The 16,837-nt window shown below is 61.6% G+C and carries 14 protein-coding genes; 4 read left to right on the plus strand and 10 right to left on the minus strand.

Annotated elements, in window-relative coordinates; all coding sequences use genetic code 11:
* Nucleotides 1–134 precede the first annotated feature (134 nt).
* The 3 genes from ACYZTK_RS01015 (at nucleotide 135) to ACYZTK_RS01025 (ending at nucleotide 1,930) form a co-directional block, all read left to right on the plus strand.
* Nucleotides 135–431 carry a DUF5629 family protein gene (locus tag ACYZTK_RS01015; protein ID WP_462012724.1) on the plus strand — a complete coding sequence of 99 codons (297 nt, stop codon included), beginning with the start codon at nucleotides 135–137 and terminating at the stop codon, nucleotides 429–431.
* The gene (locus ACYZTK_RS01020; protein ID WP_462012725.1) at nucleotides 418–1,593 is read left to right on the plus strand and encodes a lactonase family protein; all 1,176 of its coding nucleotides are present in this window, start codon (nucleotides 418–420) and stop codon (nucleotides 1,591–1,593) included. Before ACYZTK_RS01015 ends, ACYZTK_RS01020 begins: the two co-directional genes overlap by 14 nt.
* Nucleotides 1,594–1,750: 157 nt before the next feature.
* On the plus strand, nucleotides 1,751–1,930 hold the full coding sequence (locus ACYZTK_RS01025; RefSeq protein WP_462012726.1) for a hypothetical protein: 180 nt from the start codon (nucleotides 1,751–1,753) through the stop codon (nucleotides 1,928–1,930).
* Between the two features lie 106 nt (nucleotides 1,931–2,036).
* Here ACYZTK_RS01025 and ACYZTK_RS01030 read toward each other — a convergent pair whose 3' ends face one another.
* From ACYZTK_RS01030 to ACYZTK_RS01075, 10 genes are all read right to left on the minus strand, one after another.
* Nucleotides 2,037–2,738, minus strand: coding sequence for a glutathione S-transferase (locus tag ACYZTK_RS01030; RefSeq protein ID WP_462012727.1), 702 nt, complete (start codon nucleotides 2,736–2,738; stop codon nucleotides 2,037–2,039).
* On the minus strand, nucleotides 2,735–6,376 hold the full coding sequence (locus ACYZTK_RS01035; RefSeq protein WP_462012729.1) for an AAA family ATPase: 3,642 nt from the start codon (nucleotides 6,374–6,376) through the stop codon (nucleotides 2,735–2,737). Before ACYZTK_RS01035 ends, ACYZTK_RS01030 begins: the two co-directional genes overlap by 4 nt.
* The gene (locus tag ACYZTK_RS01040; protein WP_462012730.1) at nucleotides 6,373–7,617 is read right to left on the minus strand and encodes an exonuclease SbcCD subunit D C-terminal domain-containing protein; all 1,245 of its coding nucleotides are present in this window, start codon (nucleotides 7,615–7,617) and stop codon (nucleotides 6,373–6,375) included. Before ACYZTK_RS01040 ends, ACYZTK_RS01035 begins: the two co-directional genes overlap by 4 nt.
* 184 nt (nucleotides 7,618–7,801) lie before the next feature.
* Nucleotides 7,802–9,442, minus strand: coding sequence for a BatD family protein (locus ACYZTK_RS01045; protein ID WP_462012731.1), 1,641 nt, complete (start codon nucleotides 9,440–9,442; stop codon nucleotides 7,802–7,804).
* Nucleotides 9,439–11,181 carry a vWA domain-containing protein gene (locus ACYZTK_RS01050; protein ID WP_462012732.1) on the minus strand — a complete coding sequence of 581 codons (1,743 nt, stop codon included), beginning with the start codon at nucleotides 11,179–11,181 and terminating at the stop codon, nucleotides 9,439–9,441. The genes ACYZTK_RS01045 and ACYZTK_RS01050 overlap by 4 nt, the downstream gene beginning before the upstream one ends.
* Nucleotides 11,178–12,257, minus strand: a complete 1,080-nt coding sequence (locus tag ACYZTK_RS01055; protein WP_462012733.1) for a vWA domain-containing protein — start codon at nucleotides 12,255–12,257, stop codon at nucleotides 11,178–11,180. Before ACYZTK_RS01055 ends, ACYZTK_RS01050 begins: the two co-directional genes overlap by 4 nt.
* Nucleotides 12,250–12,744, minus strand: a complete 495-nt coding sequence (locus tag ACYZTK_RS01060; protein WP_462012734.1) for a DUF4381 domain-containing protein — start codon at nucleotides 12,742–12,744, stop codon at nucleotides 12,250–12,252. Before ACYZTK_RS01060 ends, ACYZTK_RS01055 begins: the two co-directional genes overlap by 8 nt.
* Nucleotides 12,741–13,685, minus strand: a complete 945-nt coding sequence (locus tag ACYZTK_RS01065) for a DUF58 domain-containing protein (RefSeq protein WP_462012735.1) — start codon at nucleotides 13,683–13,685, stop codon at nucleotides 12,741–12,743. The genes ACYZTK_RS01060 and ACYZTK_RS01065 overlap by 4 nt, the downstream gene beginning before the upstream one ends.
* Before the next feature lie 5 nt (nucleotides 13,686–13,690).
* Nucleotides 13,691–14,650 carry an AAA family ATPase gene (locus tag ACYZTK_RS01070; RefSeq protein WP_122839725.1) on the minus strand — a complete coding sequence of 320 codons (960 nt, stop codon included), beginning with the start codon at nucleotides 14,648–14,650 and terminating at the stop codon, nucleotides 13,691–13,693.
* A gap of 282 nt (nucleotides 14,651–14,932) precedes the next feature.
* Nucleotides 14,933–15,286, minus strand: coding sequence for a hypothetical protein (locus ACYZTK_RS01075; RefSeq protein ID WP_462012736.1), 354 nt, complete (start codon nucleotides 15,284–15,286; stop codon nucleotides 14,933–14,935).
* A gap of 159 nt (nucleotides 15,287–15,445) precedes the next feature.
* Between ACYZTK_RS01075 and ACYZTK_RS01080 the strand changes: the two genes are divergently transcribed.
* Entirely contained in the window at nucleotides 15,446–16,459 is a 1,014-nt protein-coding gene (locus tag ACYZTK_RS01080) for an RHS repeat-associated core domain-containing protein (protein WP_462012737.1), read from the plus strand.
* Nucleotides 16,460–16,837: the final 378 nt, after the last annotated feature.

The raw sequence follows: 16,837 nt of genomic DNA on the forward strand, positions 1-16,837 counted from the left end.
AGAGGGCCTCAACGTAATTTCAAATGACTGAAAAGGTGCGGTACCCGGCTACCGCACATCGCGAGCAAGCCGCTGCCACAGGTTTTTGTGGCGTGCGCTATCATTGCGTCTTTCCTTGCAAAAGATTGACTGCCATGACTGCCGCAACCGACACCTTGCTCAACGCCCTCGAAAACTGCGACATGCTGGAAATCGACGGGCTGCATGCCTTTGATTTTTCCCTTGATGAAGAGGACAACCTGCACATCGAATGCATGGACGGTCGTGCGCTCAAGCGTTGGGAATTCAGCATGGCGCAAATCGAAGCGGCGACGTTTGATCAGGCCCTGAAGAGCTGGATCATCACCGGCAATTCCGGTGAACACCGCCTGGTGCCGATGGAGGCAATCGGCGGTGACAACGACGAGGAACAAGCGAATGAGGATGCGTAATCTCTGGCCGCTGCTGATGGCTGGCAGCGTCGGCGCCATGGGCGTCCAGGCCGCTGCGAGCGATGACCACCAGCTGGTGGTGGGCAGCTACACCGCAGGGCAGAGCCAGGGCATCTATCGCCTGAATTTCGACAGCGCCACCGGCCAGATCGACGCCAAGCCGCTACAGGTGGTCAAGAGCGAAAACCCGTCCTGGCTGACCTTGTCCGGGGACCAGCGTCAGCTGTTTGTGGTCAACGAAAACGGCCCGGGACAAAAGGACCCGGTAGGGCGCGTGAGCAGCTATGCGATCGATCCCAAGACCCATGCGCTGAGCCTGATCAATCAGGTGCAGAGCCTGGGCAACGAGCCGACGCATTCAAGCCTCAGCGGCGATGCCAGTCACTTGTTCGTCAGCAATTATTCCGTGGTGGAGGATCCGGGCGGCACCCTTGCGGTGTTGCCGGTGGGAGCCGACGGCAAGCTCAAGAGCGTGGTGCAGATGAGCAGTCATCCTTCCAGTCGGGTCAACCCGGAAAGGCAGATGTCGGCGCACGTGCATTCGACGGTGTCCTCGCCAGACGGCAATTACGTGTTTTCCAATGACCTGGGCGCCGACAAGGTTTTTGTCTATCGCTTCGATCCCAAGGCCAACCCGGACCTGCCGCTGGTGCCCGCTAACCCTGCGTCGGTGCAACTTCCGCCGGGCAGCGGTCCTCGGCACCTGCTGTTCAGCGCCGATGGCAAGCACGCTTGGCTGACCATGGAAATGAGCGCGCAAGTGGCCGTGTTCGACTATCAGGACGGCAAGCTTGAGCAGACGCAGATGGTCGATCTGGCTGCCGGCCAACCGGCGTCGGACAAGGCGGGCGCCGCCCTGCATGCCTCGGCTGATGGCAAGTTTCTTTATGTAAGCAACCGCGGCACGGCCAACCAGCTGCTGGTGTTTGCGATCGATCCAGCAACCGGCCAGCTCAAGGAACTGCAGCGCCGCTCGGTGGAAGGCGACCACCCGCGCGAATTCAGCCTCGACCCCACAGGCAAGTTCCTGCTGATCGCCAATCAGAAGAGCAACGAAATTGTCGTGGTCGAACGCGACGTTAAAACCGGCTTGCTCGGTAAAACCGTGCAAAAGCTGGCAATGGATGCCCCCAGCGATCTCAAGTTTCTGCTGCGTCAATAGGCCGCAGGCCCCGGTTGATGGGGCCTACATCCCTCTATCAATGAGACTGATATCTGGAAGTGCTACAAAAGCATTTCAAGGCGACGACCCTCCGAGGTTAAGTTTGCTTCACGGCCCCACCGGGCAAGCAAGCCAACTGACTCCGAGGAATACCGCCATGAACTTCAATCTCTTCTCCGTAATCGCCGCGTCCGCCATTTCCGCCACCGTCGCCTTGCCAACCAGTGCCAGTGTCGAGATCAGCAGCAAAAAATCCCACACCCAGAGCTACACCCAAAAATATCTGCAACAGAGCGCCAACTTCTACGCCGCCCTGGATCACAAAACCCAAGCCTGAAAGCATTCGCCTGACGCTGGCTACCACCGTAGGAGCTGCCGAAGGCTGCGATCTTTGATCTTGACGCCAGATTGAAAGATCAAAAGATCGCAGCCTTCGGCAGCTCCTACCGGGCCATCACTGCGGTGAACAGTTCGGATTGCAAAAACCTTTGCAGCCACGCCTGCAACCGCACATAAGGCGTTTGCCCGAACCACTCGCGATCAACATGCGCGAACTGCCGCACGAACGGCATCAGCGCGACATCCGCCAGGCACAAATGCTCCGCCAACAGAAAATCCCTCTCCTGTAGGAGTGAGCCTGCTGGCGATGGACTGTCAGTTGATGCAGCATTGCCTGACACTCCATCGCCAGCAGGCTGGCTCCTACAGTCTACTGACAGATACTGCCCTGCAAGCAACCCTTCCAACTTGCGTAAGAAGGACTCACCCTCGGCGCGATAAAACGCCATCGGTTGCTCGGGATACCGCTCGGCATACTTGTAGCGATTCAGGTGCACCTTGAACACCTGGTCGTTCTCCTCGATCAGCGCGCAGATCTGCGCCTGTCCGGCAGGGTCATTCTTGAGCAACCAGTCTTGCGGATCGTTCTGTGCCAGCGCCCAGCGCATGATCGACAGGCTTTCATCGATCACCGCGCCGTCGACGCTGAGCACCGGCACCGTGCCCTTGGGGGATAGCGCGAGCATCTCGGCAGGCTTGGCCTTGAGGCTGACTTCAACGATGCTCACCGACACCCCGGAGTAACGCAGGGCCATGCGCGCCCGCATGGCGTAGGGGCAGCGGCGGAATGAATAGAGTGTGTTCATTTCACCTCCAGGGTACTCAGGCCGTTGCCCTGACGGTGAACCTGGATCTGCACCGGAATCCGCTCATGCATTTCCTGCACGTGGGAAATCACTGCCACTTTACGGCCTTGGGCCTGCAGGCCGTCGAGGGCGTCCATGGCCAGTTGCAGGGATTCCGGATCGAGGCTGCCGAAGCCTTCGTCGATGAACAGCGACTCGATCTTCAGCGTGCTCGACGCCATGGAGGCCAGGCCCAACGCCAGGGCCAGAGACACCAGGAACGTCTCGCCACCGGACAGCGAATGCACCGAGCGCAGTTCGTCGCCCATCTCGGTGTCCATCACCAGCAAGCCGAGCATGCTGCCGCCGCGTTTCAGGCGGTAGCGTCGCACCAACTGGCGCAATTGCACGTTGGCGTGGTGCACCAGCAGATCGAGGTTGTAGGCCTGGGCAATCTTGCGGAACGTGTCGCCGGTGGCCGAGCCGATCAGTGCGCTGAGTCGCGCCCAGCGCTGGTACTCGGCATAGGCGTCGGCAATACGTTGCGCCAGTGCCTGGTTGGCGTTCTGCCGGCGCTGGTCTTCGGCCTGTTCGGCGCGCAATTCGGCACACAGGTGTTCGCTGGCAGTGAACTGGTTTTGCAGCTGCGCCAATGCCGTAGTCAGTTGTTCGGCTTCGAGATGGCCGTTGTGCTGCGCCTGATGGCTGGCCAGACGCTTTTCGCGTTCCTGCAGCAGCACTTTGGCTTGCTCGATGGCTTTCTCGTTGAGCTGCAAGCGTTGGCGCAATTGGCCGAGCTGCTGGTCGTCGACGCCGAGCAGCTGTTCGAGACCACCGTCGTCCAGCTCCGGGTGCAAGGCACGCCAGTCGACGATCTTCGCACTCAGTGCGCGCTGTTCGGTTTCCAGGGCAAGCAGACTGTCCTGCTGCGCATTGAGCTCGGCGGCCAGTTGCACCAGCCCCGTTCGGACCGACTGCAGCTCCTGATTTGCCGCCGCTTCGGCATTGCGCGCGTGCTCAACCGCCTGATCCAGTTGCTGCTGCCAGTGCTCGGCGCTGCTGTGGGTACCGAGCAATTGCGCAAGTTGTTGTTGGCAAACTTGCTGCTGCTCGGCCAGGGCGTTGAACTGTTGCGCAGCAGCTTCGAGTTGCTGGGCGCGAGTCAGTTGCCGGTCCTGTTCCTTCTCCAGTGTCTGCTGGCGCTGTTGCTGCTCGCTGAGTTCGTCGCGTTGCTGGTCGAGTTGCTCCAGGCGCTGGGCGATCTGCCGGTCCAGCTGCATGAAGGTCGCAGCCGGTTCATTACGCAACGCTTCCAGCGTCTCGGCCGGCAGCAAAGTGCTGAACGCGCTCAGCTCTTCCTCCAGGCGCTGGCGATCAGTGCTCAGTTCGCGTTGCTGGTTGGCCAGATGCTGCGCCGCCTGCTGACTGGCGGTTTCCGCATTGCGCAGTAGCTGGTGCAGACGCGCAGCGTCCTGTTGCAGGGTGAGCAGGGCGGTCTGCCGTTGTTCATCCTGGCTGATGCTCTGGTTCAACTGGCTGTTTTGCTGAGCCAGCCAGGCATCGCGCTTGATGGCGTCCTGAGTGAACAGCTGCGCCGACAGCGGGTGCGCTTCCAGGCTCGGTGCCAGGCTGTGTTGCTGGGCAAGCAGTTGCTCCTGCTGCTGGAGCAGTTCCTTTTGCTGGGCAATCACTGCGCCGACTTCGGTGCGCAGGTCGGTGAGTTTTTCCTTGAGCGCATCCGCCGCCTGCTGCGCGGTTGCCAGTTCGCTTTCATCATGACGGCCGAGGCTTTGCAACAGCGCTTCGGGCTGATGATAGGGATGGTCAGGGCTGCCGCACACCGGGCAGGGCTGATCGTCCTGCAATTGCTCGCGCAGTTCTTCTACGCTGGCGCTGCGGGCCAGGCGCTGACGTTCGAGCAGTTCACGGGTGACGGTCAGGGTCTGCTCGGCAACGGTCAATTCGTTCCTGGTTTTGACCCCGTCCTGGGTCAGCCGGTCGCGTTCCTGTTGGGCAGTGGATTGGCGTAGTTGCAGTTCGTCAATGCGCTTGCTCAGCTCCTGCTGGCTGGCCCAGAGTCGCGCCAGTTCTTCGAACGAGCGCAGTTGCTTGCGGTTGTCCTGCAACAGATTACCGAGCAACTGGATCTGTTCCGCCACCGCCTCTGGCTCGGCGCCGGCCTCTTTGTAAAGCACTTCAAGATGCTGTTTCTGCGCGGCCCATTCTTCGCTGGTCCTACTGGCGCTCTGCTCCAGGGTTGCCAGTTCGGCTTGACCCTTGTTCAGGCGATTGCCGACCAGCATCAATTGCTGCAAGCGGTCGCGGTAGGCATTCCAGGCATCGCTCAGCGGTGCCAGGTGCGTGCTCTGCTCAAGCTCGGTGCTGATCCGCTGCAGGCGTTCGGCTACTCGTTGCTGCTGATCCAGCAGGCCTTGAAGGGTGTTCTGACCTGCGCTGCAAGCCTGTTCGGCGTGCTGTTTGCGCTCGGCGCTGAGCCCGGTGTCCTTGATCAGGCGGGTGAGGCTGCTTTGCGCTTCGAAGGCCTGGCGCAGTAGCGGCGCGCTTGCTGTGTGCTGGGCGAGTGCTTCGACCAGCGCGGTTTGCGCGCTGCCCAGGCTCTGATCGAGTTGCGCCTGACGCGCCTGCAGGTTCTGTTGTTGAACAGTGTGCTGCGAAATCTGCGCGGCCAACGGCGTGAGCCGGGCCGTGAGTTCACTCTGGCGGGCGAACTGGTGCCGTTGTGGCGCCAGTTGCTCGAGGCGAGTCAGCTTCAGGCGCTCGCCGCTCAGCTGCTGCCAATCCTGCTGGGCGCTGGTCAGTTGTTCAGTCGCACTTTGCTGCTCTTCCTGCAACTGACGCAGATCTTTAAGCCAGGTGTGCTGCAACTCAAGCTGCTTGAGTTGCGCCTGCTGGTTCTTCAGTTGCAGTTGGGCCTGGTTGAAGCGCTCGTCAAGATCAGCCCGGGCTTCGGGTGCAAGCGGGGTGACGCCGGTCGCCTGGTCCTGCAGCAGCTTGTGCGCCTCACGGGCGTCCTTGGTCTTGTCGAACGCGCGACGGCCGAGGCGGGTGTACAGCGCGGTGTCGGTGAGTTTCTCCAGCAGTTCGCTGCGCTCGTTGTCGTTGGCCTTGAGAAAGGCGCTGAACTCACTTTGGGCGAGCAACACGGCGCGGGTGAACTGCTCGAAGTTAAGGCCCAGTACTGCTTCGAGCTGGACCTTGAATTCAACTTTCTGGCTGGCCAGCAGTTGATCCTGATCGAGGTCGCGCAGGCTCTGGCGGCTGGCCTGCAGCTTGCCGCCGGCTTTCTCGCGGGCGCGATTGGCCTCCCAGCGAGCGCGGTAGCGACGGCCGTCGATGCCGACGAAGTCCACCTCGGCGTAACCTTCGCCGGTGCCACGACGCAGCAGGGTACGCGGGTCACCAGTGCTGATTTCACCGTCGGCATCCGGCGCCTTGGCGGACACCTGGGCATTGCTCAGCCGCGGCACAGCGCCGAACAGCGCCAGGCACAGGGCATCGAGCAGGGTACTTTTGCCGGCGCCGGTCGGCCCGGTAATGGCGAACAGGCCGGCACTGGCCAGGGGTTCGGCAGTGAAGTCGATTTCAAACGGCCCAGCCAGCGAGGCAAGGTTTTTCAGGCGGATCGCGAGGATCTTCATGGCTGTTCGCACTCCATCTGCAAGTCCTGCAGTAACTCGGCAAAATCCTTCAGGGTTTGCTCGTCGACTTCGCTGCCGTAGTTGTCCTGCCAGGCTCGGCTGAACAGCTCCTGTGGCGTGAGCTGATCAAGCTCGATTAACGCCGAGCCGTCATCGGCACCGTCGCGACCGCCACTGCCGGCATATTCTGCAGCGATGCGCACCAGGCGTACGGCCTTGCCCTGCAGCGCGGCTTCCACCTGATGGCGTAGATCGGGTTGCGGTTCGTCCAGACGCACGCGCACTTCCAGCCACGGCTGGCGCTGGATATCGGCCAGCAGGTCGATGTTCGGCAAGTCGGCCAGTTGCAGGAGGATTTCCGCCAGCGGCGCCGGGCCAATGCGCTGCAGGTTGACCGCGCGGGGGATCAGCTTCGGTTCGACGCTGACCAGGGTTTCGCCATCGAGGGAGATGTCGAGAATCTGGTGCTGATAGCCGATTTCCGAAAACGACAGCGGGATCGGCGAGCCGCTGTAGCGGATGCGTTCCTCACCGTTGACCTTCTGTGGCTTGTGCAAATGCCCGAGTGCAACGTAGCTGATGGTCGGCCCGAACAGGCTGGCGGGCAGCGCTTCGGCATTGCCGATGATCAGGCTGCGTTCGGAGTCTTCAGACACCGAGCCGCCGGCCATGTGCGCGTGACTGATCGCGATCAGTGCCTGGCCGGGCTTGCGCTTGGCGTTGGCTGCGGCGATCAGCCACTCGTGCACCTGGCCTATCCCGCGCAGGTAATTGTCACCCAGTTGTGCGCCGGTGACTTCGGCGGGGCGCAGGAATGGCAGGGCCAGGCACCAGCCAACCACTTTGCCTTTGGCATTTGGCAGCGGCAGCAACAGGCGCTCGGCATCGAGCTGGCCGTCATCCAGCCACAGCACCCGACCCAGTGCATGAGTGCGCAAGCGGCGCATCAGGGGTGCAGGCAGTTCGATGCGCGAGCCGGAATCATGGTTGCCGGCGATCATCACGATGGTCAGCTTCGGCTGTTGCTCATGGGCGCTGACGATGAAGTCGTAAAGACGCTCCTGGGCCTTGACCGGCGGGTTGACGGTGTCAAACACGTCGCCGGCGATCAGCAGCACATCCGGCTGATCCAGTTTGAGCTGGCGCAATAGCCATTCAAGAAAGCAGCCGTGTTCGAAATCGCGTTCCTGACCGTGCAGGTTTTGCCCAAGGTGCCAGTCGGAGGTGTGAAACAGACGCAAGGCGAGCTCCGTAGGAAATAAGGTAATGGCCGCGTGAACAATGGAAGCGGCGAAAGGGGAGAGAGTTTACTGGCAAACGATAGTGGTTGCTGAATGGCCGCAAAAGATCGCAGCCTTCGGCAGCTCCCACGAGTTCAACCTGGACGGACCCGTAGGAGCTGCCGAAGGCTGCGATCTTTTGATCTTATTTCGGATAAAGCGGCGGCAAGCCGCTGTCACCCACCGGGTCCTGTACCCGTTCGGCCATCGGGATCGCCTTGATCGCACGCCACAGATCCTCACCCTGCCAATACTGACCAGACTCGCTGTACAGCGCGCCGTTCAACCCGTCCAGGGCATCGGACAGCGGGACGAAACGCGCAGCCATATCGGCGAGGGTTTCCGGTTGCTGGCGGGCCCAGGCGTCCAGAGCCTGGCGGGTGGCGTGGGAGTCGTTGGCCTGGCAGGCGCGCTTGAGGTCGTCGAGTACGGTGCGCGGGCTCGGACCGGTTTGCGCGGCGCGCAGGATTGCTGGTTGCCAGCGGGCGCGCCACCACAGGCCGAAGCCGAGGAGTGTGGTGCAGGCAAGCATCAGCGTGCTGAGTTTCCACCACCACAAAGATTCACTGTCAGCGGCGCTCATGCCTGAAGGAGTGCTCGCGGGCGTGTCCACCACCAGGCTTGGGTTGTTCACCACCTGCAGGTTTTGCGCGGGCAGGCTGGTGTGCTCCAGATGGTCTTCGAACGTGTTCCACCAGACCACTTCGATCGCCGGTAATTCGACCGCACCACTGCGGGTCGGCACCAGCGCTTCGCGGTCTTCCCGACTGCCGACCAAGCCGCGGTCACTATTCAGGTTGGCCAGCACCGGCTGATCCGGATAACGCCGCAGGCCGCTGACCTCGGTGGCTGGCAGCGGCGGCAGTTGCGAACTGGCCAGGCCTTCAACTTTCAGGGTCAGGCTGCGGGTCAATGAATCGCCTACTTGTGCCTGGTCCGCCGGAGGGTTCCAGCTTTCGCTCAGGCTGACGCTGCGGGCTGGCAACCAGGGCGCGTCGGCCGGCCAGGTCGCGGGCCTGGCCTTGACGTCAAGGCGGATTTCAGTAGAGCCGACGCGCATCAGCTTGCCGGTTTTCGCATCCTTGGGCTCACCTTCCTGGATCGGTTGCGCATCCACCAGAGTGGCACTGAACACTTGGGCTGGAATCGTCAACTCACCGCTGTGCTGCGGGTAGATGGCGTAGCGCATTTCGATCACGCCGTGGCGCAGGCCATTGATGTCTTTCTCGTAGGTGCGCGATTCGCCCAATTGCTCGATGCGCGCGTCCGGAATTTGCAGGGGCGTCAGGCTGCTGTCGTCGTACAGCGACACCGAGTGGTAGATCCGCAAGGTCAGGATCGCCTGGGCCTGTACGTACACACTGGTTTGATCCAGGCTGGCTTCGAGGAACACCGGTTGCAGCTTCTTCGGGCTGTCCTGGGTTTCGCTCTCCAGCACCTGCACGGTGAGGGGTTCGCTCTGGGTATCGCCGAGCTGCAACGGCGGGATCACCACGCTGCCGTTCTCGCGCGGCAGCAGGGTGATGATCCAGCGAGTGGTCGCCTGGTTGTCGCCGTTGAGAGTGGTCAACTGGTTGACCTGGCGGGTGCCGCGCACTTCGAAGAACGGTTCCAGCGGCGCCAGGTCGGGCTTGCCGAACTGGGTCACGTCGGCGGATTCCAGGGTCAGCTCCACGGTTTCGCCGGAGTTCAGGCGGCTGCGGTCGACACTGGCGACCAGTCCTGCAGCCTGGGCCTGAATGGTCCAGCAACACAGAGCGAGCAAGAAGGCGGTGAAGCGGGTCATCGAATGGTTCCCTGATCCTGATGTTGTTGCTGTTCGTACCAGAATTTACGTCTAAGCAACTCTCCCGGGTCATCCGGGATCTTGCGCAGCCATTGCTCCAGCGCCTGGCGCTGTTCACCGTCAATCGCCTCGGAGGTCGGGCGCAACGGCGGCGTTGTGTGCTGTTCATCGCCCAACTCGCTGCCTGGAACTTCATTGGCTCCGGGCTTTGGCGGCGTCGTCGGCTCTTGCTCTGAGGAGTCCGGGCTGCCCTGGGCTGCATCGTTTTGCGACTCACCTTCGCTGGCCGGCTGAGTGGCTGCACCGGGCGCAGGTTCCGGTTCGGGAGCCGGTGGCTGCTCGTCCGGAGTCTGCTCAGGCTCAACCGGCGGCGGAGTGTTTTTCTGCTTCAGCAGACTTTCCACCAGCGCCTTGTTGGTCAGGGCCGGGCGCAAATCCGGCTGGCGCTCCAGCGCCTGGTCGTAGGCGTCCAGTGCGGCTTCGAGCTCACCGCTCTTAGCCAGGGCATTGCCACGATTGTAGTGGGCGTGGGCGTCGTTGCCCTGGGCAAACCGCTGGGCGGCGCCGGCGAAGTCGCCCGCTTCGTATAGCGCCACACCTTGCCACTGTGGGTCCTCGAAATGCTGCGCGGCATCAGCGGGGCGCTTCTGCTTGAGCAGATGCAAACCTTGCTGGTCGGGGCGCAACCACAGGTCCTGGAAGTCGAAGGCGTAGCTGGACTGGGGCATTAGAAACAGCAGCGGCAGGCAGAACAGCCAGCCGCGACGGCCGGCGCAGGCTGCCAGCAACAGCAGCGGCAACAACAGCCAGTAGCCCTGATCGGCCCAAGTGTCGAGGCGCTGGGTCTGGCCGTCATTGCGCAGCGCGCGTGGGCCGTCAAACAGCCCCAACGCCCGCAGGTCGGTATCCTCCAGGCGCGCGTGGCGATAATGCCCGTCCAGCCCATTGGTGAACGCTTTCAGGCTGGGTTCGTCCAGGCGTGGCACCAGGATTGCACCCTGATCATCCTTGAGAAAACTGCCATCTTCCTGGGTGATCGGCGCTCCTTCGGCGGTGCCGATGCCGAGCATCAGGAACTGGGCGGACTTGCCGCTCAACGCCTGGCGAATACCTTGGCGTTCCTGCTCGGTCAGGGTCGAGCCGATCAGCAGGATCCGCCCATCGCCGAGCGCCGCCTGATCCAGCAGCGCGAGTGCCTTGACCACCGCAAGGTCCGCGCGATGGCCGGCTTGGGGCATCAGCGAGGGCTTGAGGGCGTCCAGCAGGTTGCGACTGGTCGCCAGGTCGTCAGACAGCGGCACTAGGGTGTGGGCACTGCCGGCATAGACGACGATAGCCGTCTGTGCATCGCTGCGGTGCTGCAGCAGATCGAACAGCTTGCGCCGCGCCTGCTCCAGGCGGTTTGGCGGCACATCGGTGGCGAGCATTTCCGGGGTCAGCTCCAGCAGCACCACCAGTGGGTCGGCAGGTTTCTGGCTGGTTTGCTCGACACGCTCCCAGCTCGGACCCAGCAGCGCCAGGACCGTTAGCGTCCACGCCAACCCCAGCGCAATCCAGGGTAGCTTGCTGTCGCGCCCACTGCCGCCACTCAGTAGCGCCGCGTGAAAGGCCGGAGGCAGGATCATCTGCCAGCGCCCGGCACGTTTCTGCCGATGCCACAGCTGCCACAGCAACCAGCCCAGCAGCGGAACGACTATCAGCCAGGCAGGACGGAACCAGAAGGGCCAGAGCATGCTCATCGACGTCTCCGCAGGCGCAGACGCTTGAGGCGCTGGCGCCAGTCGGGCAATTGCGTTTGCAAGAACAGATCCTTGGTCAACAGGCGTTGCAGCAGGTTATTCGGCCAGCGCTCGCGGGCTACCAGCAAAATGCTCAGGAGCAAGGCCAATGCCAGGGGCCAGTGATACAGCGACTGCGCCGGGCGCGCCTGGGTTGGCTGTTGAGTTACCGGCTCGAGTTGGTCGAGGGTGGCCTTGATCGCCTCCAGCTCCTTGCCGTCCCGTGCGCGGAAATAGCGGCCACCGGTGGCCTGGGCGATTGCCTTGAGGGATGGCTCGTCCAGGTCCAGGCTCGGGTTGATGCCAAGAAAGCTCGAGGTGCCGCTTTCCTCGGGATCGGCGCCAATGCCGATCGGATAAATCTTCACGCCCTCGTTGGCGGCCAAACGCGCTGCGGTCAGCGGATCGATTTCGCCGCCGTTGTTGGCGCCGTCCGTCACCAGGATCAGCACGCGGCTGTGGGCCGGGCGCAGGCGCAGGCGTTTCAGGGCCAGGCCGATGGCATCGCCGATGGCGGTGTTCTTGCCGGCGATGCCGATGCGCGCTTCATCCAGCCACACGCGCACCGTGCGCCGATCGAAGGTCAGCGGGGCTTGCAGATAGGCCTGGCTGCCGAACAGGATCAGCCCGACCCGGTCGCCCTCGCGCCCTTCGAGGAAATCCCCGAGCAGATGCTGGACCAGGGCCAGGCGGCTGACGTCTTCGTCCTGCCAGCGCATGTCCGGGAAGTCCATGGAGCCGGAGACGTCCACCGCTACCAGCAGATCGCGACCGCTGGCGGCAATCGGCAGCGGTTCGCCGAGCCACTGCGGGCGCGCCGCAGCGATCAGCAACAACAGCCACAGCAGAATGAACGGTGCCTGTTGGCGCCAAGCCGGCAGATTGGCCCGGGCACGACGTCGCGCCAGGCCTTCGAGGTCACTGAGAAAGCTGACCTTCAACGCGGGCTCGCCGCTGTCGGCAACCGGCAGCACCACTCGCATCAGCCGGGGCAGCGGCAGCAGGACAAACATCCACGGCCAGGCGAACTCAAACATGTTTGCGAATCCAGGTGTCTATCGCCTGGGTCAGGCCGGCGATAGCCTTGTCGTCGAGTTTGCATTCGGGCTTGTACGCGCCTTCGACCAGTACCATCCACCGCGTCAGCCCTGCAGCTGGGCAACGGTTGTCGAGAAACGCCAGCCATTTGCGCCCGTTGAGGGTGTGGCTCTGACTGTAAGGATAATGGTTGCGGCACAGGCGCTTGAGCAGCCCGTTGAGTTGCTGCAGCCACGCACCGGCGGGGGCGCCGTCGTAGGGCTTGGGCATCAGCGCGAGCTCGGCCAGGGCGGCGATGCGCACCGGGTCCAGCGGTTGGTCGGCGCGCACGATCGGGCGCTTGTGCGGAATCAGGCGGCGCAGTTGCCACAGGCCGAAGCCAAGCAGCGGCAGCAACAATAGCAACAGCCACCAGCCAGGCGCGGGAGGCCAGAAGCCAATCGGCGGCGGGGTAATGAGTGGCTGCAATTGATCGAGGCTGCTCATCGACCTTTCCCCGGCTTCTGCGGGTTGAGGTACTCGCGCAGTTGCTCGACCATTTCGCTCTGGGTGCTCAGCGGCATCAGCAACACTCGCAGCTTCTGCGCCAGCAGTTCCCAGCGGGCGATGCGCGCTTCGGCCTGGGCACGGTAAGCCTGGCGCAGGTCAAAATTCAGCGTATCGAGCTCCAGTTGCGCACCGCGCTCGGCGAAGCGCAGCAAGCCTGCGGCGGGCAACGCATGATCAAGAGGGTCGGACAGCGGCAGCAGCAACAGGTCGCAGTGTCGGGACAACAGGCTCAGCTGTTGTTCGGAGCCTTCGGTCAGCGCGCGCTCGTCGCAGATGACGATTACCAGGCTGCCCGGGCGCAGCACTTCGCGGGCGCGGCGCAGGGCCAGGTTCAGGGCGTCGCGGTTGGTCTCACCCTCAGTGTGCAGTGACTGGTTGACCCGTACCAGGCGGTTGAGCAATTGCAGCAGGCTCTGCTTACTGCGGCGCGGCTTGATCTCGTAGTGCTCGTTGTCGCCGAACACCAGCCCGCCGACCCGGTCATTGTGACCCAGCGCGGCCCAGCCAATCAGGCTGGCAGCCTGGGCCGCGAGTACCGACTTGAACATCAGCCCGGAGCCGAAAAACAGCCGGCGGCTCTGTTCGACCACGATGAAAATCGGCCGCTCGCGTTCTTCATGGAACAGCTTGGTGTGCGGCTCCTGAGTGCGCGCGGTCACGCGCCAGTCGATGGTGCGAACATCGTCGCCCGCCTGGTAGACCCGCACCTGATCGAAATCCACGCCACGCCCGCGCAGCTTGGAGTGGTGCAGGCCAATCAATGGGCTGCGCTGGCTAGGCGTGGAAAACAGCTGCACCTCGCGCACGCGGTGACGCATCTCGATCAACTCGGCGAGGCTGACACGGATGCCCGGCTCGGGCGGCAGGATGGCGTTCATCGAGGTCAAGCGACGGCTACGACGTCGAGAATCCGCTGGACCACCCGGTCCTGATCAATGCCTGCGGCTTCGGCCTCGAAGGACAGGATGATGCGGTGGCGCAACACGTCGAACAGCACCGCCTGGATGTCTTCCGGGCTGACGAAGTCGCGACCTGCCAGCCAGGCGTGGGCCCGGGCACAGCGGTCAAGGGCGATCGAGCCCCGCGGGCTGGCGCCGTAGGCAATCCATTCGGCCATTTCCGGGTCGAATTTGCCCGGGGTGCGGGTGGCCATGACCAGTTGCACCAGGTATTCCTCCACGGCATCGGCCATGTACAAACCGAGGATCTCCTTGCGCGCAGCGAAAATCGCCTGCTGACTGACCCGGCGCTCAGGCTTGGTCTCGCCGTTCAGCGCTTCTCCACGGGCCTGCTGGAGGATCCGGCGCTCGACGGCGGCATCAGGGAAACCGATCTTCACGTGCATGAGGAAACGGTCGAGCTGGGCTTCGGGCAGGGGGTAAGTGCCTTCCTGCTCGATCGGGTTTTGCGTAGCCATCACCAAAAACAGCGGCGATAAGTCGTAAGTACTGCGCCCAACGCTGACCTGGCGCTCGGCCATGGCTTCCAGCAACGCCGACTGCACCTTGGCCGGGGCGCGGTTGATTTCGTCCGCCAGCACCAGGTTATGGAAGATCGGCCCCTGCTGGAACACAAAGCTGCCGGTTTCCGGGCGATAGATTTCGGTGCCGGTGATATCGGCAGGCAACAGGTCGGGGGTGAACTGGATGCGATGGAACTGTGCTTCGATGCCTTCGGCGAGTTCCTTGATGGCCTTGGTCTTGGCCAGGCCAGGGGCGCCCTCGACCAGCATATGGCCGTCGGCGAGCAGGGCGATGAGCAAGCGCTCGATGAGTTTTTCCTGGCCGAGAATCTGCGTGGAGAGAAAGGTTCGCAGCGCCAGCAGCGCTTCACGATGTTCCATCGATGACTGTTCCTGGAAAGGGCGACCGCAGGCGTTCCGATAACGCCGAGGGCTGGGGGCGTTACTTTAATGCATGGTGGGGGGTGGCGACTAACGGCTTTTTGCTTGGGTGGGGGAAATGCTGGGTGAAATTGTTGGAGTTTTGTGAGGTTCCAGGGCTGGAGGTGTTCTTTCGGCCCTCATCGCGAGCAGGCTCGCTCCCACAGTGGACGGCATGTATCTGAAAGAGCGCGGTCAACTGTGGGAGCGAGCCTGCTCGCGATGAGGCCGGTCAAGGCACCCTCAAAGCTCGCTGATATAGGTGCCGGTCCCCTTAAGGATGTTCTGCAACGTTTCTTCTACTTCAGCCAGATCGCCCGCATCCGTGCTGTGAATAATCTCCAGCGAATCATCCCCATTCAACGCATCCGCATCCGCCGCCGCAATCTCGATCAGCAAACGGGTAGGGCTCAAGGTAACTTTCACCCCATCCAGCGTCGAAGGCTCACCGTCAAGGGTGATTTCCAGCTCGTCTTCGTCCGGGTAGCGGGTCATCAGGAACATCTCGCCCTGGTCGCTATGGCAGGCGAGCATGGCCATGTTGTCTTCTTCGTCGTCGCAGGGGTTGACGATCAAGAGAGAGGTGGTCATTTGCATGGGTACATCCTGATGTTGAGGGCCGCGCTGGGGCAAAGGCATATTTTGCCAGTGTTGGGCGGGCTTTGCCGAGTCACTTTGTGAGAGAGCCTATCAGTTTTGCTAGTGGTTATAGTTGTCATAGTGTTCGATAGTCCAATCCTCACTGAGGACCTCAACATGATCACCCCGCGTAGAATGCTGTTTCTCAGATATCAGTATGACGCCATCGATAGATTAATTAGCCACCGGCAGTTCAATTGCCAGGCGATGGCACCACACCAGGAAATGGTGGGTGTATCCAGAATAAATTTGTTAGCCACCGACAAGCAAAATTCTGTCCTGTGGATCCTGCAAGCTGATGAGCGATGCTCTACCGCCTACACACCTTACGGTTATCGCACCAGCGGATCCGGATTCAGCAGTTTTGCAGGCTTTAACGGCGTGCGCCCGGAGCCCATTACGGGGCATTATCTCCTAGGCAACGGATACCGGGCCTATAATCCGATTCTGATGCGGTTCAACAGCCCGGATAACTTGAGCCCGTTTGATGTGGGGGGGATTAATCCATACGCGTATTGCCAGGGAGATCCGGTTAATAAAAGTGATCCTACCGGGCATGTCACGCGTGGGGTGACTGATATTTTTTATGCTGTAAAAGCCAAGTACAAGTCGATCACATCCGGCGCCCACTATAAGCCGATCAAAAACTTTACGAAGATTGCAGATAAAGCGGCCATTTTTGAAGATCACGTCGATGGCCGCAGGCTTACGATTTTTGGCCATGGGGACAGAGCAGGACAGTTTCGTTGGCGGAAAGGGGAGCTAATTGGTCCTGAAGTGCTCTATGAGAATCTGAAGGCTGCGGGAGTACAATTTAAGTCCTACGACAGCGTTCGCCTGCTTTATTGTAACTCTGGTGCCAGATTCAAAACCGTTAAAAATCCTGCTGGAATCCCATTCGGCCAGTCGTTCTCCAACTTGGTCGGCCTTGATGTAAAGGCCTATGAGCACGCGATCAAAGCCAGATCGCTATTTGCCGATATTAAAAAACTACAAATCGGCGAAACCTCGAATTTTACCCGTTATTCCAAAATTGAAAAAAAAGACAGGTCGCCTCTACTTCCCTGGTATCGAGTTTACAGTCCGGTCACCTTTCTACCCGAGTCGAGTCAGGCTATCCGCAGGCAGTGAAACCTGTAGACGAGGAAATCGCCTGTGACTGCAAGGGTAGTCGCAGTCATTAACGAGACGTTTGGGAGCGGATCTGCTACTCAATTCCTCAATTTCTCCCCATGCCTGCTAGTGTTGTTCGATGTACAGCCTACAACCTGCGTGCGGATGACCGAATATGTCGCAGCACCGCAAGCAGGCACATTGTCGCACTCGTTAAGCTGCGCATCGAATGGATACCCGTAAAGACAGTGCGCAATCCATCGCGCAGTGGTTTTTGCAGATGCCCATTCATGGAAGGTGAATGTGACCCGAGTGTCTCGTCCAGCTTCACCCACCTGTCACCCTGTTTCCTCTGCCCGAGAATCAGGAACAGGGTGACGCAGCGCCCCGAGAGGG

The sequence above is a fragment of the Pseudomonas sp. LB3P31 genome (genome assembly GCF_054897945.1).